This is a genomic window from Rhizobium albus, assembly GCA_030160035.1.
In the GTDB taxonomy this organism is placed as follows: domain Bacteria; phylum Pseudomonadota; class Alphaproteobacteria; order Rhizobiales; family Rhizobiaceae; genus Georhizobium; species Georhizobium albus.
Map to the genome: position 1 here is coordinate 17,218 of BSNO01000004.1, position 22,870 is coordinate 40,087.

Below are 22,870 nucleotides of genomic sequence, written 5' to 3' on the forward strand. Positions count from 1 at the left end.
TTAATTTCTGCGCGATCTATGCGAGAATCCCTCCCGCAGTGACGATCCCGGCGCCGTTGCCCGGCAAAAATGCTTCGCCTGCTCCAAATAGACTGATGGTGCCGTTGGTCGTGGCCGTATAGCGCCGCCCGGTCGCCATACCTAAGAACGTCGCGTTCCAAAGCGAAAGAACCGCCCCGTTGGAGACGAACGCGAATTCCTCGATGAAGGCGGGATCATCGAGCAGCGTCACCGTCTGATTGTTGCTCGTGACCATGAGATGGCCGGACAGGTTGAAATGCCTCAATGCACCGCCGGAGATCGTATAGTCCCCAAGGAAATTGATCTGGCCGAAGCCGGTTCCGGCAATGTGGGATCCGTTCGCACCGCAAGGTCCGAAATCCACCACTCCGAGCGTCAGCATCGCGCCTTCCTGGACCGTCAACGCGCTCATCCAGGGTGACGCCATGACAAAGCGGATGCCGGACACCAAGACCCGGGCGCCACCACCGGCAAGGATGCTCGAAGAGACGACGACGGTCGACGCATCCGCGTCGTAGCCTTCGATACGCAACAGCCCACCGCCGACGAGAGGGCGCAGCACGACTGCACCAGAATGCGTTCCCGCGCCAAGCTGGATCGTGACGTCGAACGTCATGCAGTCGAGCATATGGGCTGCATCCACCGCCCGCTGCAGTGTCGCGAAGGCCGTATCGGGGCTCAGTCCATCCGCCGCGTCGGATCCGCTCGATGCGACAAAAAGCGTCCGCGGAGCGACGAGCCGCTCGCGCACGCCGGAAATGCCGGACGGAAATGATGCCACCCCAGTGGCCGATTGCACGACCATGGCTTCGATAAAAGTCTCCCCGTCACCGGAGACCTTAAGATGGAAATCGTCATCGCCGGTCAACCCGAATTCGGCACGCCCCGAGAAGCCGGTCTGATAGAGGATGCTTGCTGTGTCGATCGCTGCCGCCTTGTTAATCTTCACCTGATGACCGGCGCCCTCATGATTGAAGAGCGATGCATCTCCTGCAAGCGCCAGGCGGTTGGGTCCATCTGCCGTGGCATTGATCCCAAGACGCTCGGCAAAATCGATGCTGGATTCCAGGACCTGCCACGACCCCTCATGGAAAACGAGAAGCCGATTTTCGTTCGAGCAGAACGCGATCCAGCCTTCCACCGGCTGGTAGAACCGCCACCCGCCATCCTGCCAAGCTGCAATCTTGGCGTGTTGGTCGATCCAGGCGCCGGCAGCTGTTTCCGGCACGATGAAGCGCGCGCCATCAGCAAGGTCTGCCGGGGGTTCACTCATTGCTCTGCTTTGCACACCCATCTGCATGAGCGCGTCGATCAGAAGTAGAGCTTCGTTATGGGTGACATGTTTCTGTGCCTGAGCCATAAGAATATAGGGGATTTTCAAGTTAGTCGTTCGATCCATAGAATTCCCCTTTATTTAACAGATTTCTTATCATACTATTCTTCTGGGGCTCGGGGATAAGCGCATCCTGCAACAGGTGCGCAGTGCAACAGTGTGCCCTTGCGTAGGGGTAGGCACATTGAACGATTCCAAGGCCATGGCGGCATTGAGAGGCCGCGTGAAAATCCACATCGATCGCGAGCGGGCGGCCAGGTCTTCCCCGAACAAACCAACAAAGACTTCAGCCAGGGTCGACATATCGGTTATTTTGAACCTGCATGATGAAGCCCGTTACTTGCTGCGGACACTTCGATCCTTGCAGGAGGCGATGCAATACACGGCGCAGTTCGGCCTGCAGATGGAGCTTGTCGTCGTGCTCGACAACGCCGATGCAGACACGCGGTCGGCTTTGTCGAGCGTCGACCTCACCGTTTTTGATCATTTTCAGGTCATAGAGGTCGCGCACGGCTCGCTCGGCCCCTCGCGTCATGCGGGCATCGACGTGGCTCGTGGCGCAATCATCGCAACTGCCGACGGAGACGATCTCGTCGGCTTCGACTATTTTCATCGCATGCACGCCGCACTGAAGGCGGGCGGGCCAAAGTCGATAATCTGCCCCGAATTCTATTTGGGTTTCGGCACCACATACTACGTGTGGCAATTCCTGCCGCTGAAAACCATCGGCGCCGCGGCCATGATGGACAACCACCCGTTTGTCTCGCGGATCATGCTCTATCGCGAAGCCTTCAACGAGCTGCACTTCGCCGACGTCTCCTACAAATCCGGCTACGCCTACGAGGACTGGCATTTCAACTGTTCGGCAGTCGCGCAAGGATACGACATTGCAATCGCCAAGGACGCGCTCGTCTTCTATCGCGAACGCCAGAGGAGCATGAGCCGCCGCTTTCGCGCCGAGACCCCGGGGCTCATTCCGCCAAGCCCCTTCTTTGAACCGGCAAGGTTCCACAAGATCGCTTGGGCTGACTTCAACGGCGACCTGCCGCGCAGCGAGCCGCCGACCTTCTCAGCAGCAGCCTTCGTCGACATGCCCGGAATGGCAGATCTCGTTGCAGCAGCCAACGCCATCGACCCCGCGATCAGTCTCGGGATCCTGAAAGACAAACCCGGCAGCACGAACTTCACGCAACCTGCCGGACTGTCACGTGCTTATTTCGAGCTTTGCGGCATCCTTGCCGGCCAGGAATTCACCGACATCCTGCTTGTCCCGTATCTCACGCGGGGCGGCGGTGAGAAGTTCATCCTGTCGGTTCTTTCGGCCCTGAAGGCCGAACGGCCCGATACGCGCTGTCTCGTGCTCGGCGGCCAGCGCGTCGCTTATCATCACTGGGTGGATCGCCTGCCCAATGACAGCCTGTTTGTCGATCTGCACAGTCTCGGCATCGCGGGACTGAGCGAAGCCGACATCGAAACGATCACCCTCCGCATCATCCAGCATCAAGCCGGGCTGAAGCGCCTGCATCTGAAACACTGCGAATATGTCGATGCGTTCATGCGCAACCATGCAGATCGGCTGGGTGACGTCTCAACCTACTTCTACCATTTCTGCGAAGCCATCGACACGATTCATGGCCTCAGGTTCGAGAACGGCTTTGGCTTTGATCTCATCACCGAAACCGGCCATCGTTTTGATGGCATCATTTCAGACCATCAGGCGATCCTGACCGATCTGAATGTTCGGCTGGGTGATCATGCCACCCCGAAGCTTCACACTCTTTACGCCGCCTGCAGCGACGAGCGGCGCGTGTTTTCGGACCTGGAGGCGCCGAAAGAACGGCTGCTTTGGGCGTCGCGTATCGATCGCCAGAAACGGCCCGAGCTTCTCGCTGAAATCGCCCGAGGCCTCCAAGCCTGCCAGCCTAGGTTGGTCGTCGACGTCTTTGGCAATTTGGGGGTCGGCTCGGAACCAGAATGCCTCCGGAACTTGCCCAACCTCGTCTACAACGGCACCTTCGATGGTCTGTCGACCATCGACCTCGAAGCCTATGACGCGTTGATTTACACGGCAGCGTTCGATGGTCTTCCCAATGTGGTGCTCGAGGCCATGGGCGCGGGCTTGCCGGTCATCGCCCCCGCCGTTGGCGGCATCGGAGAAGCGGTGAGTTTCGAGACCGGATTTCTTGTTCCCGACCTGATCGACGACGACGCCCTCGTAGCCGCCTATTTGGCCGCGGTAGCAGAGCTTTACGCCGATCCAATCGAAACGCGACGCAGATCGGACAACGCACGCAAGCTGATGGAAAGCCGCCACTCGATCCGTGAACACCAGACCCGGATCGCTCGGATTTTCACCAATCCTGAGCTCCCAGAAGACCAGATTTCGCCTGAGCGGGGCATCCAGCGTCCCAATGGAGTGCGGGCGACGAAGCCGCCGCCAGCCGGACCGATTCTCATCGGCGGGCAGAAGCTGAACGCAACCAACCCGCCAAACTGATCGAATAGCTGCTGGAAACCGCGAGAGCGATGTGATGCACGGGAACGATGGCATGAATGGCAATGGCCATGACTATGAGCCGATGACGAAGCGGCAGAGCGGCGCGTCGGCCGATTTGAAGCAACGGCCTGCAGAGAGCAGCGAACAGGCCGTCATGCGGCGGCGCCTCATGCATTACGCCGAACAGATGCGCCGAATGTCCAACATCATCCACGAGCTTTCCGAGCGTGCGGACGATTATGAAGACAAACGCGTGAACTGGTACGAACCGGAACTTCTGAAATTGAAAGAGGAGGTTGGCCGGTACGACAATGTGCGTTCCACCTGGTACGAGCCGCAGCTTGAGGCAAGGCAGCAGCGCATTGCCCATCTGGAGCAGACTGCCGAAGCCTATGAAGCGGAGCGAAGCTCCTATTTTGCCCCCGCTCTCGCCCAACGCGATGCACGCATCGCCGAACTCGAGCAACAGCTGCTTGATCTGCAGGCGCAGCTCGCCGCGGCCGTCGCTCCCAAGAAGAAACGAGGCGGCATTACCAGGCTTCTCGGCATTGCGCCCCGCTAGCGCTTTCGATTAAGTCCCACGGCGATGTTCGCGGCAGCGACGCGGCATCGGCTTGTCGAACGCAGCTTGTCATTGGGGTCATGCATGTCCGTACTCGTCACCGGCGGCGCCGGCTATATCGGCAGCCACATGGTCTGGGAACTGCTCGATGCGGGTGAAGAGGTCGTCGTCCTCGACCGGCTGAGCACGGGCTTCGACTGGGCAGTCGCTCCGGAAGCAAAGCTCGTCGTCGGCGACATCGCCGACCAGGACCTCGTCGAATCCACCATCCGCGAAAATGGCGTCGATGCCATCATCCATTTTGCCGGCTCCGTCGTCGTGCCCGACTCCGTCGCCGACCCCCTTACCTATTACGAGAACAACACCTCCAAGACGCGGTCTTTGCTCGAGAGCGCAGTTCGCGCCGGCGTTCCTCACTTCATCTTTTCCTCCACGGCCGCCGTTTACGGCACCCCTCAGAAGGTGCCCGTAACCGAGGACATGCCCACCCAGCCGGAATCTCCTTACGGCGCATCGAAGCTGATGACGGAATGGATGCTGCGCGACACCGCCGCCGCCCACGATTTCGCCTATACGGCGCTGCGCTATTTCAACGTGTGCGGCGCCGATCCGCGGCTCCGCACCGGACAATCCACGCGCGGTGCGACGCATCTGATCAAGGTCGCTTGCGAAACGGCGACCGGCAAGCGCGACTTCATGGAAGTGTTCGGCGGCGATTACCCCACGCCGGACGGCACCTGCATTCGCGATTACATCCATGTCACCGATCTGGTGCGGGCACACCGTCTGGCGCTTGCCCGACTTCGCAATGGCGGCGATAGCCTGCTTGCCAACTGCGGCTATGGCCGTGGCTATTCCGTGCGCCAGGTCATCGACACCGTGAAGAAAGTGACCGGGTTTGATTTTGACGTGCGCGAGCGCGAGCGTCGTCCCGGTGACGCCGTCACCGTCGTGGCCGATGCCGCCACTGCCCGACGGGAACTCGGCTGGACTCCGGAGCTCGACGATCTCGATCTGATCGTGACGCATGCGATTGCATGGGAGCGCCATCTCAAGCAGCTGAATTCCAGCCAAGCCTGATCCAGAAGTTCCCTCTACAGTTCCCGATTGACCGCACCCATTTGATACGTATACTTATCATAATGTATTGGCGATTGGGAGGATATCGTGCAGTTTCATCTCAACGGCTTTCGTACCGGTGATCCCTCGATAGCTCCTCCCGCAAGACCAGAAGCCGGAGGCACGTCCGCCGGTTCCGCGACAACAGAGGTGGACGTCCTGATCATCGGATGCGGCCCGGCAGGCTTGACGCTCGCTGCGCAACTTGCCGCTTTCCCGGACATCACCACGATGATTGTCGACCAGAAGCCGGGCCCACTCGAGCTCGGTCAGGCCGACGGCATCGCCTGTCGCACGATGGAGATGTTCGAGGCGTTCGGTTTCAGCGAGAAAGTGCTGAAAGAGGCCTACTGGGTCAACGAAACGTCCTTCTGGAAGCCGGATCCTGAAAATCCTCGCGAGATTGCCCGCAGCGGACGCATCCAGGACACCGAGGACGGGCTGTCGGAATTCCCGCATGTCATCTTGAATCAGGCCCGCATTCACGACTTTTATCTGGAAGTGATGCGCAATGCGCCGACCCGCCTGGAGCCGCACTACGGTCGCCGGCTGGCCAGCCTCGAGATCGCGCGGGGCGAACAAGCCGGAAGCCACCCCGTGTCCGTCACGCTTGAGCGCACCGACGCGTCGGGCGACGACGCCCTGGAAATCGTCAAGGCGCGCTACGTGGTGGGCTGCGATGGAGCCCGCAGCGCCGTTCGGCAGGCGCTCGGCAAACCATTGCTCGGCGATTCGGCAAATCACGCCTGGGGCGTGATGGACGTGCTGGCCGTCTCGGATTTTCCGGACATTCGCCTGAAGGCTGCCATTCACTCGGCCAATGAAGGCAATGTGCTGATCATCCCGCGCGAGGGCGGCTACCTGGTGCGTCTCTATATCGAGATGGACAAGCTCAACAAGGACGAGCGCGTCGCGAGCCGCAACATCACGAGCGAGCAACTGATCACCGCTGCACAGCGCATCCTTCACCCCTACACATTGGACGTGAAGGAAGTCGCCTGGTGGTCAGTCTACGAGATCGGCCAGCGCCTCTGCGCAAGCTTCGACGATCGGGAGGACGATGCCGACGATAACCACCGGCCTCGTGTCTTCATCGCCGGCGACGCCTGCCACACGCACAGCCCGAAAGCGGGCCAAGGCATGAACGTCTCCATGCAGGACAGCTTCAATCTCGGCTGGAAGCTGGCAGGCGTGCTGCGCAACATCCTGAAGCCCGAAATCCTGAAAACCTATTCCGAGGAGCGCCAGGCGATCGCCCAGGAACTGATCGACTTCGATCGCGAATTCGCGAAAATGTTCAGTGCGCGACCGAAGACGTCCGGCAACGGCGACGACCAGGGCGTCGATCCGAAGGAGTTCCAGAGCTATTTCGTCAAGCAGGGGCGCTTCACCGCGGGTACGGCGACGCAATACCGTAAGTCAAAACTTACTGAAGACTGCGATCATCAGCATTTGGCAGCCGGTTTTCCGGTTGGCATGCGGTTCCATTCCGCCCCGGTCATCCGCTTTGCCGACGCCAAGCCCATGCAGCTCGGACATGTCGTGAAGGCCGATGGACGCTGGCGCATCTTCGCCTTCGAAGGATCGGGCGCCGCCTCGATTAACCAGACGGTTCAACCAGATCCGATGCGATCGCTCTGTGACTTTCTCGCAGACGATCCTGCGTCACCAATTCTGCGGCACACCCCAGCCGGGGCAGACATCGACGCGGTCATCGATCTGCGCGCGGTCTATCAAGCAGACCACCGATCGCTTTCGCGCGATAGGCTGCATCCGCTTCTCACGCCCCGCAAAGGCCGCTACGGCTTGCTCGATCACGAGAAAATCTTCTGCCCCGACCTCAAGACCGGCCCCGACATCTTCGACCTGCGCGGCATCGACCGCAAAACCGGCTGCCTCGTGGTCGTCCGCCCGGACCAATACATCGCGCACGTGCTCCCACTGACGGCCCACACGGAACTTGCCGAGTTCTTCGCAGGGGTGATGGTGGCCACGCATCAGCGGATGGCGTCAGTTTGAGACGACGCAAGCATCGCCATCTGTGACGAAGTGGAAGAGAAAGCCCAAACCCCTGCTGGCTAGCTCGCGGTTCAGCGAAGCGCGCAGGCTACGTGCGCCTCGCTCCTGAACGGCCTTCACGTACACAACTGCGGACGGAGCGGGGCAGTTCGAGCTGGCGGAGAGGGGGGGATTCGAACCCCCGATACGGTTGCCCGTATGCCGCATTTCGAGTGCGGTGCATTCAACCACTCTGCCACCTCTCCAGGGGCCATGTTGCACGGTGGTCGCGTGCGGGCGTTTCAATAGCGGGATGAGCGCTTCGACACAAGGGCATGTGACAGGCAAATTTACACTGCATATCTTGACTCCGCTGCCCCCATCGCTTATCCGCGCAGCATCTTTGGATGGCGAAGTCCGTCCTCGATCATGCATCGACCAAAATGCTTTCTGTTTTCCCGGCCGTGTGGCAGGCGCAAACGGCGATCGGTGCGATGTTTCACCGGCTGAACCGTGATCGGTTTTTGGCGCGCGACGTCTCGATCCCGGCTGACGCCATAGGACTGATAAAAAGACGGCTCGCGGCCATGTGGTCGAAGAAGCCGGAACGAACATGAAAGGTTAAAAAATGTTCGCAGTCATCAAGACCGGCGGTAAGCAGTACCGCGTCGCCGCAAACGATGAGCTGACGGTCGAACGGACCGGCGGCGAAGTCGGCGACATCATCGAATTCGCAGAAGTTCTCATGGTCGGCGTCGGCGCCGATGCCACGATCGGCGCACCCTTCGTTCAGGGCGCGCTCGTCACGGCAGAAGTCGTCGAGCATGGTCGCGCCCGCAAGGTCATCGCGTTCAAGAAGCGTCGCCGCCAGAACTCCAAGCGCACCCGCGGCCACCGTCAGCACCAGACGGTCATCCGCATTGCCGAGATCCTGACCGAAGGCAAGAAGCCGTCCAAGAAGGCCGCCGCCAAGCCGGAAGCGAAGTCCGCTCCTGCAAGCGAGACGCTCTTCACCGCACCGCAGGGTGCCGGCGACGATCTGACGGTCATCAAGGGCATCGGCCCGAAGGCGGCCGAGCAGCTCAACGAGCAGGGCATCACCACCTTCGCCCAGATCGCCGCCTTTACCGATGCGGACATCGCCAAGATCGACGAAGCCATGCCGTTCAGCGCCGCCCAGATCGAAGACTGGCGCGATCAGGCCAAGGCTTTGGCCGAGAACAACTGATAGCGACGAGAAACTTTAAGGAGAACACCGATGGCACATAAAAAAGCTGGTGGTTCGTCGCGCAACGGTCGCGACTCTGAATCCAAGCGCCTGGGCGTGAAGAAGTTCGGTGGCGAGAACGTCATCTCGGGCAACATCCTCGTGCGCCAGCGCGGCACGAAGTGGCACCCGGGCACGGGCGTTGGCCTCGGCAAGGACCACACGATTTTCGCAGTCACCGACGGCCAGGTTTCGTTCCGTACGAAAGCCAATGGTCGTACCTACGTGTCCGTGATGCCAATCGCGGACGCAGCGGAATAGCCGGACCGCTCTTTAAAAAGCCGGCGTCTCATCGACCCGGCTGAGCACCAAGGTTCAGACCACGTTCGAAAGGGGAGATGGGGCAATCCATCTCCCCTTTTCTCATTGAACGAAGGACTGTTCCCATGCTCATGGATCTCGATGACGACTGTCGGGACGACTTATTGCCTGACGACACCCGGCCCGATTGTCCCGTCCTGTTGACCGAAAGGCTGGTTCTGCGCCGGCCCCACACGGAAGACGCCGACGCGCTTGCCAATCTCGCCAACAACATGCGCGTGGCCTCCATGGTGTCGCGCATGCCGCATCCCTACACGGCACAAGATGCGTCGGACTTTATCCGACGCGCCAAAACGGGCGGTATTGGCAAATGCGTCTACGCGATCACCCTGGCCGATAATGGTGCATTCGTCGGCTGTGCCGGCATCGAGCCGCATGACGACACCGACACGGTCGAACTGGGATACTGGATCGGCGAACCCTACTGGAACCGCGGGATCGCCACCGAAGCTGCCCACGCCGTCATCGACATGGTTTTCCGCACCCGGACAATAGAGGCGATCGAAGCCCGTTGCCGGGTGACGAACCACGCGTCGCGCCGGGTCATCCAGAAGTCCGGCTTCCAGCACCAGGGCAACGGCATGGTGCCCTCCATGGCGCTCGGCGGCGCCCTGCCCGTCGAGTGGTATCGGCTCGATCGCAAGACGTGGCTGTCGCTGAAGAGCTGGAGCGCTGCGCCTCACCGTCGGGCCTGACGCTGCAGGATGATCCTCTCCATCGGCTTGTGCGTAGAAGCCGGTGGAGTTGCCTTGAAGGATCATCGCCATGAAAGCCGTTCGTTTTGTTCTCATTGCCGCGCTTGGTCTCGTACTTGCCCTGCCGGCACGCGCCGAGCTTCTCCTGGAGGAATGGTTTCTCGGCAAGACGCGGGCCGAAGGAAGCTTTTCCGCCATCGACGGCACGCATCGGCGCTTCACGGTCGACCTGACCGGCACCTGGGACGGAACCACATTGCGGCTGCGCGAGGATTTCGCATATGACGACGGCGAACGCGACACCAAGACCTGGATTTTCGAAAAGACGTCCGAGAGAACCTATAGCGGAACGCGGGAAGACGTCATCGGAACGACGACCGTCTATCTCGCCGGCAACGAGGCTGACTTCACCTACCGCGTCGATCTTGCGCCGAGAGAAGAGCCCAACATCGTCCGGTTCTTCGACAAGCTCGTGCTGAACAGCGATGGCACGATCACCAACACCGCTCTCGTTACGAAGTTTGGCGTACCGGTTGCGCGGGTCGAGGTGAATTTCGAGCGCGATTGACCGGTCGGCCTCTGCCGATCGTAAATTGAGGCACAGCCGGCGGCTTTTGGCCGCCTTCTGACCTAGTGCAGCGTCTCGTCGCCCAGTTCCGGCGTCATCCACATCTTCTCGAGATTGTAGAATTCCCGGATCTCCGGCCGGAAGACATGAACGATGACGTCGCCGGTGTCGATCAACACCCAGTCGCCGGTCGCCAGACCCTCTACCCGCGCATTGCCGTAACCGGCTTCCTTGATCTGCCGCAAAAGCTCGTCGCAGATAGCGCTGACATGACGGCTAGAGCGTCCGGATGCGATCACCATGTGATCCCCCAGCGCCGATTTTCCGGCAATGTCGATGGAGACGATATCTTCCGCTTTCGAATCCTCGAGGCTTTCGAGGATCTGGTGGAGCACGCGGGTGTCGGCATCCGTGCCGCGACCCGTGGCTGAGGAGAAACTGCTTGGCGCATTTCCCTTCGCGTGTGCTGTTGTCAGTGTCGTTACCCTTTCAGCAGTGACAGGACCAGCTTCACCCGCTTTGTTTCTTCAAGGTCCAAAGCAGAATGTAATGATAGGCGCGTCTCGTTAAAGGTTTCAAGACACAAGAAGTTGCCGTCCCATCACCAATTTTCTTGGCTCGGCGGCAATTTCTAAGGATGAACGGCTCGGCTTCAGGACTTTGCGGGCCAGTGGCTGCGCAATTCGGTGGAAGAAAGAAGCGAGCGCGGACCGTGAATGAAGGTCCAGGCCGGCGCTTCCATTAGTGCAAGTCGCCCTGCATCATCCTCGTCGACCCGCGCATGGGCGAAAGTCTTGGCCATTTTCGAAGAGAGGTAGGAAAGGGTCGAGCCGGGGCGGTCGATCACGGCGATCGGAAACGTCCTGGCAATGGCCTGCCAGTCCTGCCAGTGGTGAAAACCGGCCAGATTGTCGGCGCCCATCACCCAGACGAAATGGATGCCGGCATTGCGCTGCTTGATCACCGCCAGCGTCTCGGCCGTATAGCGCAGGCCATGGGTCGCCTCGAACGCCGTCACCTTCACGCGCGGATCGGGCGTGATCGCCTCGCTCAGCGCTATGCGCTCCGCAAGCGGCAGAAGCTTACCGTGATCCTTCAGCGGATTGCCAGGCGTCACCATCCACCACAACTGGTTGAGCCCGAGGCGCCTGAGCGCGATTTCCGCTACGAGCCAATGGCCGCCATGGGGCGGGTTGAACGACCCTCCGAACAGCCCGACGCGCATGCCCTGCTCGACATGGGGCATGCGGCCGTAAGGCGACAGGGGAGATAGCGATGGGCTCAAGGGGTCAAGGTCGCGTCTGGCCGGTGCCGTGAACGCGGTACTTGAACGAGGTCAGTTGCTCCACGCCGACTGGGCCACGCGCATGCATCTTGCCCGTTGCGATGCCGATTTCGGCGCCCATGCCGAATTCGCCACCATCGGCAAACTGCGTCGAGGCGTTGTGCAGCAGGATCGCGGAATCGACCTCGTTGAAGAAGCGCTCGGCAACGGCCGGATCCTCAGCAATCACCGCTTCGGTATGGTGCGAGGAATAGCGCTTGATGTGCGCGATCGCGCCCGAAATCCCGTCGACCAGCGCCACGGAGATGATGGCGTCGAGATATTCGGTCGACCAGTCCTCTTCCGTCGCCGGCTTGAGCGCCGGAAACACCTTCAGGACAGCAGCCGAAGCGCGAATTTCGCAGCCCGCCTCGGTCAACGCTTCGAGAAGCGGCATCAGATGCGTGCCGGCAGCGGCACCGTCCACCAGAAGGGTCTCGGCTGCACCGCAGATACCGGTGCGCCGCATCTTTGCGTTCACCACGATGCTTTTTGCCATTTCCAGGTCGGCGGACTGATCTACGTAGATGTGGCAAAGGCCCTCGAGATGCGCGAAGACCGGCACTCGCGCCTCGGCCTGAACACGCGCCACGAGGCTCTTCCCGCCACGCGGCACGATCACGTCGATCGCGCCGGAAAGGCCGGTCAGCATGGCACCGACGGCAGCGCGGTCGGCAACGGGAACAAGCTGGATCGCGTCCTCGGGCAGCCCGGCCTGTTTCAGGCCGCGCACCAGGCTCGCATGGATTGCGCGCGATGAATTCAGGCTGTCGGAACCGCCCCGCAAGATCACCGCATTGCCAGCCTTCACGCACAGCGCGCCGGCATCGGCGGTCACATTCGGCCGGCTTTCATAGATGACGCCGATCACACCGAGCGGTGTACGCACGCGCTCGATCTGGAGGCCGTTCGGGCGCTCCCAGGCAGCGATCACGGCGCCGACCGGATCGTCGAGTTCGGCAATCGTGCGGATGCCCTCGGCAATGCCGGCGATGCGCTGGGCGTCGAGCTTCAGCCGATCAACGAGGGACTCGGCGAGCTCGGCCTGCTTGGCACTGGCAAGGTCGATTGCATTGGCGGCAAGGATCTTGTCTTCATCGGCCAAAACGGCATCGGCCATGGCAAGAAGCGCCTTGGTCTTCGTCTGCGGCGAGGCGATCGCCAATGGTCCACTCGCCGCCTTTGCGCGACGGCCGATCTCTTCCATCACGTCGGCGATGGTGTTGTCGTTGGTCTGGACCTGGTGCAGCATGCTCATGCTCCGCCTCATTTCTCAAGACTTATGCCATCGGCTCTCGCGATGCGCCTGTCAACACCAGGTCGTCGCGATGAACCATCGCCGCCCGGCCGGAATAGCCGAGGATCGCCTCGATTTCCGCAGTCTTGCAGCCGGCGATCCGGGTCGCCTCTTCTGCGTCATAGGCGATCAGCCCGCGGGCGATCTCGCGACCCGCTTCGTCGAAGATCGCTACCGTGTCGCCGCGCGCGAAATCTCCGGTCAGCGAGCGAACGCCGGCCGGCAACAGGCTCTTGCCCATGCGCAGCGCCCGCTCGGCACCCTTGTCGATGCGCAGCATGCCCATCGGCGTCAGTTGGCCGGCAATCCAGGTTTTGCGCGCCGTCACGGGCTGACCGCTGGGCGCAAAGAAGGTGGAGCGTGCACCTTGGTCGATGGCGCTGATCGGATGCAGATCCTTGCCGGATGCGATGATCATGGCGCAGCCCGCATTGGTGGCAATCTTGCCGGCTTCCACCTTGGTGCGCATGCCGCCGCGCGACAGCTCGGATGCAGCCCCACCCGCCATTGCCTCGATCTCCGGCGTGATCGACGACACGACGTCGAAGAACTGCGCACCGGGATCGATCGAAGGAGAGGCGCTGTACATCCCGTCGACATCGGAGAGAAGGATCAGCAGATCGGCGCCGATCATCGTCGCGACGCGGGCTGCCAGGCGGTCATTGTCGCCATAGCGGATTTCGGTGGTGGCGACCGTGTCGTTCTCGTTGATGATGGGGACAGCGCCGAGCTTCATCAGTTCGGTGAGCGTCGCCCGCGCATTGAGGTAGCGCCGCCGGTCCTCTGTATCGCCGAGCGTCAGAAGCACCTGCCCGGCAATGATCGACCGTTCGGCGAGCGCGGCGGACCAGGCACGGGCCAGCGCGATCTGCCCGACGGCCGCCGCCGCCTGGCTCCCCTCGAGCTTCAGCATGCCTGCGGGCAGATCGAGCACGGAGCGCCCAAGGGCAATGGCACCGGAGGAGACGACGAGCACGTCGCATCCGCTTGCGCGCAGTGCAGCGAGATCGGCGCAAAGCGCCTCCAGCCATTCCTGCTTGAGGCCGAGGCTGCGGTCGACGAGCAACGCCGAGCCGATCTTCACGACCACGCGACGGTGGGCTGCGACGGGTTTTCTGGATGTTGCCACGGGCGAGTCTGCCTATCGCCGATCCGCGTCGGCAGCCCAGTCGGCATCGTCCTGAAAATCGTCGGAGCCATCGGACGGCTCGCTGCCTTTCGATTCCAGAATGATCGTGCGCAACGCCCGCAAGGCCGCTTGCATGCCTTCCCCAGTCGCTGCCGAAAGCATCATCGGCGTCTTGCCAGAAGCAGCGGCCAGCTTTTGCAGCTTTTCGGCACGCTCGTCCTCGTCCAGCGTGTCGATCTGCGAAAGCGCCAGAATCTCCGGCTTGTCGGTCAAGCCATGGCCATAGGCATCGAGCTCGTTGACGACAGTCCGGTAGGCTTTCGCCACATCCTCTTCCTGGCCCGAAACGAGATGCAGGAGCACACGGTTGCGCTCGACATGGCCGAGGAAACGGTCGCCGATCCCGACACCCTCATGGGCGCCTTCGATCAGGCCCGGAATATCGGCCAACACGAATTCCGATCCATCGACAGACGCGACGCCGAGATTGGGATGAAGCGTCGTGAAAGGGTAGTTCGCGATCTTCGGTCGCGCGCGCGTGACAGCTGCGAGGAATGTCGACTTTCCGGCATTCGGCAGGCCGACAAGGCCAGCATCGGCGATGAGTTTCAGCCGCAGCCAAACCCATTTTTCGATGCCCTCAAGGCCCGGATTGGCATGGCGAGGCGCCTGGTTGGTCGATGTCTTGAAATGCGCGTTGCCGAAACCGCCATTGCCGCCGGCAGCTAGCCGATAGCGCTGGCCTTCCTTCGTCATGTCGACGATCAGCGTCTCGTTGTCTTCTTCGAAGATCTGCGTGCCGACCGGCACCTTCAGGACAGCCTCGCCGCCCTTCGCGCCGGTGCGGTTGCGGCCCATGCCGTGACCGCCCGTCTCAGCTTTGAAGTGCTGCTGAAAGCGGTAGTCGATCAGCGTGTTCAAGCCGTTGACCGCTTCCACCCACACGTCACCGCCACGGCCGCCGTCGCCGCCGTCCGGTCCACCGAATTCGATGAATTTTTCGCGGTGAAACGAGACGCTGCCTGCGCCCCCGTCACCAGAGCGGATGTAGACTCTCGCCTGATCCAGAAACTTCATGATGTTGCCATTTATCGTCACGCGCGCAGGATGAAGCCTGCGGGACCGGGTTCTGCCGGCGGTGATATAGCCGACGGCCCGAGAGGTCAAAGACAATCGCCGAAATGCCGGCGACCCCGCCTTTACGGCACGCCGTTGGCCTGCCAGAACCCAACCGACATGAAGATCGACATCATCGCCATCGGCAAGCTGAAATCGGGACCGGAACGCGAGCTCGTCTCCCGCTATGTGGATCGCCTGGCGAAATCAGGCCCCGCCATCGGCATCGAGTTCGGCCGCCTCATCGAGCGCCCCGAAAGCCGCGCCTCCAGCACCAATACCCGCAAGCGCGAGGAAGCGGACGCCATCCGCGCGGCACGGAGCGAGGGCGGCAAGCTGATCCTGCTCGACGAGGGCGGCAAGACCCCCGGGTCTGAGGCATTCGCAGCCGATATCGGCCAGTGGCGCGACGATGGCGCCCGCAACGCCACGTTCGTGATCGGCGGCGCCGACGGCCTGGATGCGTCGCTGCTGCAGGAAAGCGACCTGACGCTCTCCTTCGGCCGCCTGACATGGCCGCACCAGATCGTCAGGGTCCTTCTCGCCGAGCAGCTTTACCGCGCCGTCACGATCCTGTCCGGCCACCCCTATCACAGGGAATGAGCAGACAGGATTTCGTGCGGGTCAGTTGGTGAAGTGCAGTTGCGCCACCATGCTGCCAATGCGTGCGAAGACGCTGTCCAGCTGGCTGACATCGTTGGTCGGGAAGTAGTTTTCAGGAGCAGACGCGCAGCCACCATTGGCGCTGCTGTAGACCGCACGGTTGTTGGCAGTGTCAGCCTGCAGCAGCACGGTGTAGATCTCGACACCATTGTTCTTCAGCATGGCGCAGTTGGCTTTCGTCCACGTATCGACGGTTCGCGCCGCCGTGCCTTGATTGGTGGAGCCGAAACGATTGGACGACATCAAGCCGTTGGACCCGTAATCCGATTTGTTGACCGTGTTGCTGGACCCGTAGACGACGTTCTCGCCATCCGTCAGGAGAACTACGATCTTCTTCGTGCCTGGAGTGTCAAACGGATCGGCGGTGGTATAGGGCGCTTCCGGCGAAAGCACGCGGGTGCCCCATGCGAGCCCCTCCGCCACGTTGGTCCCCGAGCCGTTCCACTCCCGCATCTTCGACACGGCTGTCCTGAGCGCGGCGAAATCGTCGGTCAGCGGCTGAACAGGCGTCGGGCAGGCGCGATTCGGTCCACCTGTCAGCGGACCAGGCTGAGCCGCAGTGTTGAGGTTGGAGGCGCGAGCATTTTCAGACGTGTATTTCGCGAGTGAGCGCTGGACGACGCTGAAATCACCGGTAAGGGTGTCCTTGAGATAGGACGTGTTGAGGTTGGCACTGTTGTTGCCTGCAAAAGGCGTTGCCGCATTGCTGCGCGTGGAATCGGTATCCGGCTCATCAGGCGCGAAATACGGAACGAACAGGGTGCTCCCCGTCGTCGGCGGCGCATCGACGGCAACAGTGCGCGGGCGAGCCTCTACGCAGCCTTTCCACTCCAAACCGATCTGATGGAAAAGCCGCAGGTGATTGGCCTTGACCTGACCACGAGACCCTTGGTTGCCATTGAGCCTCGTCACGCCTGTCGCATTGCTTTCGAGAACCGCCGGGATCGCACAAGGGGTGGCGGCGACGGCGCCAAGACCGGCGGTCTTGACAGTCTTGTTGCGATCGAATTCAACTTGGATGCCATCAAAATTGGCACCGGCGAATTCGGCAGTCGCATGCAGATCGATCCACGAGCAGTCGAACTCCGGGCCGCGAATGTTGACCGCGGTTACAAATGGCACGAGCGCCATGCGGATGCGGCGGTTGGGATTTGCTTCAGCAACCGTCTCTAGAGTATTGACCAGCGTGGTTGCAGCCGTTCGCAGCGCCGCGATGCGATTGTTCGTCGCCATCGATCCGGTGTTGTCCAGCACCATGACGACTTCCAGCGCATCTGTCGCTTCATAAGCGTCCGAGCTGACTGAAATCCGCGCCGGGCCGCCCATGAAGCTGTTCATGATCGTCAGCGCCACATCCGCGGTGGCCGTTGCCTCGGTCCGAATGAAGTTGGCGCCGATCTCAGCGTCGAAATCCATATCGAGATTGCTGATCGTCGGGTCTGCCTCAACCAGAGCGGCAAGATAAGTTTCGAAATAGCTCTCGCGGCTCTGGTCACGATCGTTGAGCCGCGTTGCCGCCAAAAGCGCCGCATCGACATTGTTCTGCAGCGCAGTCTTCGCCGCCATCATGCGGGTCGTATCGACTGCCAATCCGGCCGAAAGCAGCATGACCGGCAAGGAAATGCCGAACATAAGTGCAAATTGGCCGCTACGATCTTGAAGAAAGCGCTTCATGCTTTGATCCCCAGCTATCCCTTTGTGGATACGCGCGAGCAATTAAGACATGCTTTGCTTGATAGAGAATCAGCCAAGGAAAAAGGCCCGCACCCTGAAATTCTAGGGGTGGGGTTAACCGGCAGTTTCTTCCTGGAAATGTATTTTAGACTGGTACGATGAAACCTCCCTTTCGCCTCAAACTCGACATGCTTGCATCCGATGGAGACGTCTCGGGCCAAGATCGGATTGTGACTTGAAGCCAGCACCACGGAGCCGCGGTCACTGCGCCGCGCCGGATCATTCGCGAGGTGGACAGGTCAGGCTCGCTGCCTGGTTCGCCGGCAAGGCTTTGGTTGTTGGGCTTCTCTCTACCGCTTCGGCCGATACAGTCTACGCTCAGGAGGCCCCTCCTGCTGTGACCGCTCCTCAGGCGGATGCAGCCGATCCAACCCAATCTCTCGATGCCAAGCGCGCCGAAACGGCCGAGGAACTCGACCGCTTGAGCCGAGCCATCACGCTGTCCGAACAGCGCATGGCCGATCTGCGCGCCGAGGTGGATGCGCTGCGCCAGGACGAGGCGGCCATTCGCGCAAGCATGATAGAAACGGCCGACCGCCAGCGCGAACTCACCACGCGCATGGCGGAAGCCGAAGATCGATTCTCGACACTGCGCGGTGACGAAGGCGAGATCACCGCGTCGCTGAAGGAAAGGCGCGTGCTGCTCGCCGAAGTTCTTGCCGGATTGCAGCGTATGGGCCGAAATCCGCCACCGGCTCTCCTCGTTGCGGCGGAGGATGCGCTTGCTTCGGTGAGAAGCGCCATCCTGCTCGGAGCCGTCGTACCCGAAATGCGCGAGGAGACGGAACAACTCGCGCTGGATCTGGCTCGCCTTAAAGCGGTGCGTGAAGACATCGAAGAGGAGCGCGCGAAGCTCGTCGCCGCGCGAACGGATCAGGTCGTCGAAGAGGAACGCCTTGCCCTGCTTCTCGCCGAAAAGCGCGAAATGCAGGGCGACCGCGAAAGACGCATCGAGGAAGAGCGCGTCGCGGCGGCCCGTCTCGCGGAACGTGCCTCGTCGCTCGGCGAACTCATCGCATCGCTCGAAACGGAGATTTCGTCCGTCCGAGAAGCCGCCGAACAGGCTCGCGAAGCAACACGATTGCGTGAACAACAAAGCGAGGAAGAGCTCGAGCGGGCGCGCAACCGTGCCGCCAGCGGCGACCTCGACATGGAAAGATTTTCGCCGGCCGTTCCTTTCGCATCGCGCACCGCAACCCTGGAATTGCCCGTGGAAGGGGCCGTCGAGCGCTGGTATGGCGACGATGACGGCACCGGCCACCCGCTTCAAGGCATCATGGTCGCGAGCCGGTCGGGGGCACTCGTGCAAGCCCCGGCCGACGCTTGGGTCGTCTATGCCGGCCCCTTTCGGACTTACGGGCAGCTATTGATCCTCAACGCAGGTGACGAATATCATATCGTCATGGCGGGTATGGACCGTATCGATGTTTCACCAGGCCAGTTCGTGGTGACCGGCGAACCGGTCGCTGCGATGGGTGAAACGAGGCTCGCAGGCGCTGCTGCTTTGGCTCTGGTTTCCGGGCAGCCGACGCTTTACATTGAATTCAGGAAAGATGGACAGCCGGTCGATCCTGACCCCTGGTGGGCAAACGATACTTCGGGAAGGGCAAGCAATGATTCGTAAAATATCGCTTCTGTTCGTCGGCGCCCTCATGGGCGCTACCGCCCTGAGCACTGCCCAGCAGTTCAGCATGCCGGCGGAAGCCGCTGGGTCGGATACTTACCGCCAACTGTCGATCTTCGGTGACGTGTTCGAACGGGTGCGTTCGCAATATGTGACACCGCCGGAAGAGAAAGAGCTGATCGAGAGTGCCATCAACGGCATGCTGACCTCGCTCGATCCCCATTCCAGCTATCTCAATGCTGACGATGCCAACGACATGCGCACCCAGACGCGTGGCGAATTCGGCGGCCTTGGTATCGAAGTCACGATGGAAAACGACCTCGTCAAGGTCATCACGCCCATCGACGACACACCCGCCGCGCAGGCAGGCGTGCTTGCTGGCGATCTGATTTCTGAAATCGACGGCGAATCGCTGCAGGGCCTGACCCTGTCGGATGCCGTTGACCGCATGCGCGGACCGGTCGACACGACGGTCGAGCTCACGGTCATACGCGAGGGCGCTGCTCAACCGCTAAAGATCGAAGTCACGCGTGCCATCATCCAAGTGAAGGCAGTTCGCCATAGCGTCGAAGAGAATGTCGGCTATCTCCGCCTCATCTCCTTCACCGAAAAGACCTATGACGATCTCGCTGCGGCGATCGAGCAGATCCAGGAAGAAGTGCCTGAAGATGAGCTGAAAGGCTACGTCCTCGACATGCGCCTCAACCCGGGCGGCCTGCTCGATCAAGCGATTAGCGTTTCCGACGCGTTCCTGGATCGTGGCGAGATCGTCTCCACCCGTGGCCGTAACGAAGAGGAAAGCCGCCGCTTCAATTCGCGTGCAGGCGACCTCACCGGCGGCAAGCCGCTCATCGTTCTCGTCAATGGCGGTTCCGCTTCGGCGTCCGAAATCGTGGCCGGCGCATTGCAGGACCACAAGCGGGCGACCGTTCTCGGCACACGTTCCTTCGGCAAGGGCTCCGTCCAGACGATCATTCCGCTCGGTGAAAACGGTGCCCTCCGCTTGACGACGGCGCTCTATTACACGCCGTCGGGCAAGTCGATCCAGGGCACGGGCATCACGCCGGACATCATCGTGGAGCAGCCCCTGCCCGAGGAACTCATGGGCCAGGTGGAAGCATCCGGAGAATCACAGCTGCGTGGCCACATCCAGGGTGAGAGCGAGACCGAAGAAGGCTCAGGCTCGATCGCTTACGTGCCGCCGGAGCAGGAAGACGACATCCAGCTGAACCACGCCTTCGATCTTCTGCGTGGCGACCGCACGGATGCGTCCTTCCCGCCCAACCCGGATCAGGCTGCCGTCACCAACCAATAAGGGTCTCTGGATCCTTTCGACGCGGCGTTCTTTGAGCGCCGCGTCTTGCCGAATCACCCTCAGTCATGAGACCGGTGAGCGGTGCGTAACAAGCTAGATACTCCATTGGGCCAAGCCCGAAAGTCGAGGCAGAAGCGCCGGCCGTGGCCGGGTCGCTTCGCGCTCGGCACATCTGCAGCCGTCGTGCTGCTTCTCGCCGGTTCCATTTACAGTGCCATGTCGCCCAGTGGCCTCAGCGGCTCACCGGCGCCCGTCGCAACCGCCGACACACCCGTTGTCGCGCCCGATGAAACGGACGAATACGCAAACCTTCAGACAGGCACCGTCCCCGCCCGCACGGCAGGCACGGCAGGCGGCAACATCGCTTCCGAAATGACCGGCGACGGCGTCATGGTCACGACCTACCGCCCGGGCAGCCGCGAAGGGCTCGGACCGCTCATCATCGACGGCGGCGCGGTCGGCCAGGATCTGCGCGTCGCGCATTTGCCGGAAGATGCGCTTCTCGAAGAAACCGAATTCGGTGCCATCCCCACCATTTCTCCAGGCGGTAAGCGTTCGGCAGAAGCCTATGCACGGTCATGGTCCGGCACGAACGGCGCGAAGATCGCGATCGTCGTCGGCGGGCTAGGGCTCAGCCAAACGGGCACCCAGTACGCGATCGAGAAGCTGCCCGAAGAGATCACGCTTGCCTTTGCGGCAAGCGGCAACAGCCTGACGCGCTGGATGCAGGACGCCCGCCGTGGTGGCCATGAAATCCTGCTGCAGATCCCGCTGGAACCCTTCGACTATCCCTCCGTGGACCCGGGCGCCAACACGCTTACCGTCGAAGCGCCGTTGGAAAGCAACATTGAGGCGCTTCACAAATCACTGGCCCGCATGACGAACTATACGGGCGTCATGAATTATATGGGCGGACGCTTCATGTCCGACATCGAAGCCTTCGAGCCGGTCATGCGCGAGATCGCAGACCGTGGCCTGCTGTTCCTCGATGACGGCTCCGCATCGCAGTCGCGGTCGCAGATGCTCGCCAGAACCTTCGGTGCGCCATTCGGCCAGGCAGAGATCGTTCTCGACAGCCGGCGCGAGCGCGGCGCGATCATGGAAGCACTCGATGCGCTCGAACGCAGCGCCGTGCGCAACGGTGCCGCGATCGGCGTCGCCTCGGCCTTCGACGTAAGCGTCGACGCCATAGCTGAATGGGTGCGGCAGGCATCGCGCCGCAACATCGAGATCGTCAGCGTCTCGGCAATCGCGCTTGATCCGGCTTCATCCAGAGCTGCGAGCCGATGAGCCGCATGAATGCCGAGGACCTGCCGTATCGCCCCTGCGTTGGGGTGATGGTGCTGAATGCTGAAGGCCTCGTCTGGGTCGGGCGCCGCATTCCGATCGCTGATTCGGAGCATGCCGGAACGTCTCAGCTCTGGCAGATGCCGCAGGGCGGCATCGATCCCGGTGAAGATCCTTATCCGGCGGCACTGCGCGAGCTTTATGAAGAGACCGGCATCAAAACCGTCAGCCTCCTTGCGGAAGCGCCGGACTGGATCAACTACGATCTTCCCACGGAGCTGATCGGCATCGGCCTGAAGGGCCGCTATCGCGGTCAGACCCAGAAATGGTTCGCATTCCGCTTCGAAGGCGATGAGAGCGAAATCGCCATCAATCCTCCCCCGGGCGGCCATGAGGCCGAGTTTGATGCCTGGGACTGGAAACCCATGGCCGAGTTGCCGAACCTCATCGTGCCTTTCAAGCGCGGCGTCTACGAGACAGTCGTCTCGACATTTTCATCACTCGCCGCCCGCTAGACGCACTCTGTGGCCTGAAACGAAAACGCCGGCCCTCTTAAGGCCGGCGTTTTTTCTTGTCCATCGGTCGCTGGAGCCTATGCCGGAGGCACGGTGCCCTGCAGCGTCGTCAACTGGCTCAGATACTCGTCGAGCTTGAAAGCCTGATCGTCGCCGGAAGCCTGTTCACGCTCGGCGCGAGCTGCCTCGATGCGACGTGCCAGCTCAGCACCATCGAAGGCCGCGCGGTCGTAGCCAGCCTCGGCGAGCACGGTGCAACCGTCCGGCAGAATGTCTGCGAAACCGCCGAACACGATGAAGGACTGCTTCTGGCCATCTGCCAGTTCGACCGTGATCACACCCGGACGCAGCGTCGACATCAGCGGCGCGTGCTTGGCCATGACCGTCATTTCGCCTTCCGAGCCCGGCAGCACGACGGCGACGGCTTCGGCCGAGACGAGCAGACGCTCAGGCGATACGAGTTCGAACTTGAATGTGTCAGCCAT

21 protein-coding genes and 1 tRNA gene are annotated in these 22,870 nt (G+C 61.5%); 13 read left to right on the top strand and 9 right to left on the bottom strand.

The window, feature by feature from the left end:
- Positions 1–16 precede the first annotated feature (16 nt).
- Positions 17–1,420 carry a DUF2793 domain-containing protein gene (locus QQL76_RS15385; protein WP_499208412.1) on the bottom strand — a complete coding sequence of 468 codons (1,404 nt, stop codon included), beginning with the start codon at positions 1,418–1,420 and terminating at the stop codon, positions 17–19.
- 136 nt (positions 1,421–1,556) lie between these two features.
- On the opposite strand from QQL76_RS15385, the gene QQL76_RS15390 reads away from it, so the two are divergent.
- The 4 genes from QQL76_RS15390 to QQL76_RS15405 all read left to right on the top strand — a co-directional run bounded on the left by QQL76_RS15390 (position 1,557) and on the right by QQL76_RS15405 (position 7,551).
- Positions 1,557–3,851 (top strand): glycosyltransferase, encoded by a 2,295-nt coding sequence (locus QQL76_RS15390; RefSeq protein ID WP_499208946.1) that lies wholly within the window; start codon positions 1,557–1,559, stop codon positions 3,849–3,851.
- A 34-nt stretch (positions 3,852–3,885) separates the two neighbouring features.
- Positions 3,886–4,413 carry a hypothetical protein gene (locus QQL76_RS15395; RefSeq protein ID WP_499208413.1) on the top strand — a complete coding sequence of 176 codons (528 nt, stop codon included), beginning with the start codon at positions 3,886–3,888 and terminating at the stop codon, positions 4,411–4,413.
- Positions 4,414–4,497: 84 nt separating this feature from the next.
- Positions 4,498–5,493: an NAD-dependent epimerase/dehydratase family protein gene (gene galE / locus QQL76_RS15400; RefSeq protein WP_499208414.1), complete on the top strand. Its 996-nt coding sequence runs from the start codon at positions 4,498–4,500 to the stop codon at positions 5,491–5,493.
- An 87-nt stretch (positions 5,494–5,580) separates the two neighbouring features.
- A complete protein-coding gene (locus QQL76_RS15405; protein ID WP_499208415.1) occupies positions 5,581–7,551 on the top strand; it encodes an FAD-binding monooxygenase in 1,971 nt (656 codons plus the stop codon).
- A 155-nt stretch (positions 7,552–7,706) separates the two neighbouring features.
- Here QQL76_RS15405 and QQL76_RS15410 read toward each other — a convergent pair.
- A tRNA-Ser gene (locus QQL76_RS15410) sits at positions 7,707–7,796 on the bottom strand.
- Positions 7,797–8,158: 362 nt separating this feature from the next.
- On the opposite strand from QQL76_RS15410, the gene QQL76_RS15415 reads away from it, so the two are divergent.
- From QQL76_RS15415 to QQL76_RS15430, 4 genes are all read left to right on the top strand, one after another.
- Positions 8,159–8,758, top strand: coding sequence for a 50S ribosomal protein L21 (locus tag QQL76_RS15415; protein ID WP_499208416.1), 600 nt, complete (start codon positions 8,159–8,161; stop codon positions 8,756–8,758).
- A 30-nt stretch (positions 8,759–8,788) separates the two neighbouring features.
- Entirely contained in the window at positions 8,789–9,058 is a 270-nt protein-coding gene (rpmA, locus tag QQL76_RS15420; RefSeq protein WP_126007682.1) for a 50S ribosomal protein L27, read from the top strand.
- 125 nt (positions 9,059–9,183) lie between these two features.
- Positions 9,184–9,813, top strand: a complete 630-nt coding sequence (locus QQL76_RS15425) for a GNAT family N-acetyltransferase (RefSeq protein WP_499208417.1) — start codon at positions 9,184–9,186, stop codon at positions 9,811–9,813.
- Positions 9,814–9,883: 70 nt separating this feature from the next.
- Positions 9,884–10,381 carry a DUF3833 family protein gene (locus QQL76_RS15430; RefSeq protein ID WP_499208418.1) on the top strand — a complete coding sequence of 166 codons (498 nt, stop codon included), beginning with the start codon at positions 9,884–9,886 and terminating at the stop codon, positions 10,379–10,381.
- A 62-nt stretch (positions 10,382–10,443) separates the two neighbouring features.
- On the opposite strand, the gene rsfS is transcribed toward QQL76_RS15430, so the two are convergent.
- From rsfS to obgE, 5 genes are all read right to left on the bottom strand, one after another.
- On the bottom strand, positions 10,444–10,857 hold the full coding sequence (gene rsfS, locus QQL76_RS15435) for a ribosome silencing factor (protein ID WP_499208947.1): 414 nt from the start codon (positions 10,855–10,857) through the stop codon (positions 10,444–10,446).
- Between the two features lie 176 nt (positions 10,858–11,033).
- Complete coding sequence (locus QQL76_RS15440) at positions 11,034–11,627, bottom strand: nicotinate-nucleotide adenylyltransferase (protein WP_499208948.1); 594 nt, start codon at positions 11,625–11,627, stop codon at positions 11,034–11,036.
- A 43-nt stretch (positions 11,628–11,670) separates the two neighbouring features.
- Positions 11,671–12,957, bottom strand: a complete 1,287-nt coding sequence (locus QQL76_RS15445; protein ID WP_499208949.1) for a glutamate-5-semialdehyde dehydrogenase — start codon at positions 12,955–12,957, stop codon at positions 11,671–11,673.
- Between the two features lie 28 nt (positions 12,958–12,985).
- The gene (proB, locus tag QQL76_RS15450; protein ID WP_499208419.1) at positions 12,986–14,131 is read right to left on the bottom strand and encodes a glutamate 5-kinase; all 1,146 of its coding nucleotides are present in this window, start codon (positions 14,129–14,131) and stop codon (positions 12,986–12,988) included.
- A 12-nt stretch (positions 14,132–14,143) separates the two neighbouring features.
- A complete protein-coding gene (obgE, locus tag QQL76_RS15455) occupies positions 14,144–15,208 on the bottom strand; it encodes a GTPase Obg (RefSeq protein ID WP_499208420.1) in 1,065 nt (354 codons plus the stop codon).
- 159 nt (positions 15,209–15,367) lie between these two features.
- On the opposite strand from obgE, the gene rlmH reads away from it, so the two are divergent.
- Positions 15,368–15,850 (top strand): 23S rRNA (pseudouridine(1915)-N(3))-methyltransferase RlmH, encoded by a 483-nt coding sequence (gene rlmH, locus QQL76_RS15460; RefSeq protein ID WP_499208421.1) that lies wholly within the window; start codon positions 15,368–15,370, stop codon positions 15,848–15,850.
- Positions 15,851–15,871: 21 nt separating this feature from the next.
- Here the strand turns inward: rlmH and QQL76_RS15465 are convergent, their stop codons facing one another.
- Complete coding sequence (locus tag QQL76_RS15465; protein WP_499208422.1) at positions 15,872–17,584, bottom strand: TadE/TadG family type IV pilus assembly protein; 1,713 nt, start codon at positions 17,582–17,584, stop codon at positions 15,872–15,874.
- Between the two features lie 397 nt (positions 17,585–17,981).
- Between QQL76_RS15465 and QQL76_RS15470 the strand changes: the two genes are divergently transcribed.
- The 4 genes from QQL76_RS15470 to QQL76_RS15485 all read left to right on the top strand — a co-directional run bounded on the left by QQL76_RS15470 (position 17,982) and on the right by QQL76_RS15485 (position 22,385).
- A complete protein-coding gene (locus QQL76_RS15470) occupies positions 17,982–19,268 on the top strand; it encodes a murein hydrolase activator EnvC family protein (RefSeq protein WP_499208423.1) in 1,287 nt (428 codons plus the stop codon).
- Positions 19,258–20,583: a S41 family peptidase gene (locus tag QQL76_RS15475; protein ID WP_499208424.1), complete on the top strand. Its 1,326-nt coding sequence runs from the start codon at positions 19,258–19,260 to the stop codon at positions 20,581–20,583. The genes QQL76_RS15470 and QQL76_RS15475 overlap by 11 nt, the downstream gene beginning before the upstream one ends.
- Before the next feature lie 105 nt (positions 20,584–20,688).
- The gene (locus tag QQL76_RS15480; protein ID WP_499208425.1) at positions 20,689–21,873 is read left to right on the top strand and encodes a divergent polysaccharide deacetylase family protein; all 1,185 of its coding nucleotides are present in this window, start codon (positions 20,689–20,691) and stop codon (positions 21,871–21,873) included.
- A complete protein-coding gene (locus QQL76_RS15485) occupies positions 21,870–22,385 on the top strand; it encodes an RNA pyrophosphohydrolase (RefSeq protein ID WP_499208426.1) in 516 nt (171 codons plus the stop codon). The genes QQL76_RS15480 and QQL76_RS15485 overlap by 4 nt, the downstream gene beginning before the upstream one ends.
- A 77-nt stretch (positions 22,386–22,462) precedes the next feature.
- Here the strand turns inward: QQL76_RS15485 and QQL76_RS15490 are convergent, their stop codons facing one another.
- Positions 22,463–22,870: a F0F1 ATP synthase subunit epsilon gene (locus QQL76_RS15490; RefSeq protein WP_404863464.1), complete on the bottom strand. Its 408-nt coding sequence runs from the start codon at positions 22,868–22,870 to the stop codon at positions 22,463–22,465.

Excerpts from the sequence above, each read along its gene's own strand:
- QQL76_RS15425 (WP_499208417.1), top strand. The coding sequence starts at position 9,184 with ATGCTCATGGATCTCGATGACGACTGTCGGGACGACTTATTGCCTGAC.
- QQL76_RS15490 (WP_404863464.1), bottom strand. The coding sequence starts at position 22,870 with ATGGCTGACACATTCAAGTTCGAACTCGTATCGCCTGAGCGTCTGCTC.
- QQL76_RS15465 (WP_499208422.1), bottom strand. The coding sequence starts at position 17,584 with ATGAAGCGCTTTCTTCAAGATCGTAGCGGCCAATTTGCACTTATGTTC.
- QQL76_RS15415 (WP_499208416.1), top strand. The coding sequence starts at position 8,159 with ATGTTCGCAGTCATCAAGACCGGCGGTAAGCAGTACCGCGTCGCCGCA.
- rpmA (WP_126007682.1), top strand. The coding sequence starts at position 8,789 with ATGGCACATAAAAAAGCTGGTGGTTCGTCGCGCAACGGTCGCGACTCT.
- rlmH (WP_499208421.1), top strand. The coding sequence starts at position 15,368 with ATGAAGATCGACATCATCGCCATCGGCAAGCTGAAATCGGGACCGGAA.
- QQL76_RS15445 (WP_499208949.1), bottom strand. The coding sequence starts at position 12,957 with ATGCTGCACCAGGTCCAGACCAACGACAACACCATCGCCGACGTGATG.
- QQL76_RS15395 (WP_499208413.1), top strand. The coding sequence starts at position 3,886 with ATGCACGGGAACGATGGCATGAATGGCAATGGCCATGACTATGAGCCG.
- QQL76_RS15485 (WP_499208426.1), top strand. The coding sequence starts at position 21,870 with ATGAGCCGCATGAATGCCGAGGACCTGCCGTATCGCCCCTGCGTTGGG.
- galE (WP_499208414.1), top strand. The coding sequence starts at position 4,498 with ATGTCCGTACTCGTCACCGGCGGCGCCGGCTATATCGGCAGCCACATG.
- QQL76_RS15390 (WP_499208946.1), top strand. The coding sequence starts at position 1,557 with ATGGCGGCATTGAGAGGCCGCGTGAAAATCCACATCGATCGCGAGCGG.
- QQL76_RS15475 (WP_499208424.1), top strand. The coding sequence starts at position 19,258 with ATGATTCGTAAAATATCGCTTCTGTTCGTCGGCGCCCTCATGGGCGCT.
- QQL76_RS15385 (WP_499208412.1), bottom strand. The coding sequence starts at position 1,420 with ATGGATCGAACGACTAACTTGAAAATCCCCTATATTCTTATGGCTCAG.
- QQL76_RS15440 (WP_499208948.1), bottom strand. The coding sequence starts at position 11,627 with ATGCCCCATGTCGAGCAGGGCATGCGCGTCGGGCTGTTCGGAGGGTCG.
- obgE (WP_499208420.1), bottom strand. The coding sequence starts at position 15,208 with ATGAAGTTTCTGGATCAGGCGAGAGTCTACATCCGCTCTGGTGACGGG.
- QQL76_RS15430 (WP_499208418.1), top strand. The coding sequence starts at position 9,884 with ATGAAAGCCGTTCGTTTTGTTCTCATTGCCGCGCTTGGTCTCGTACTT.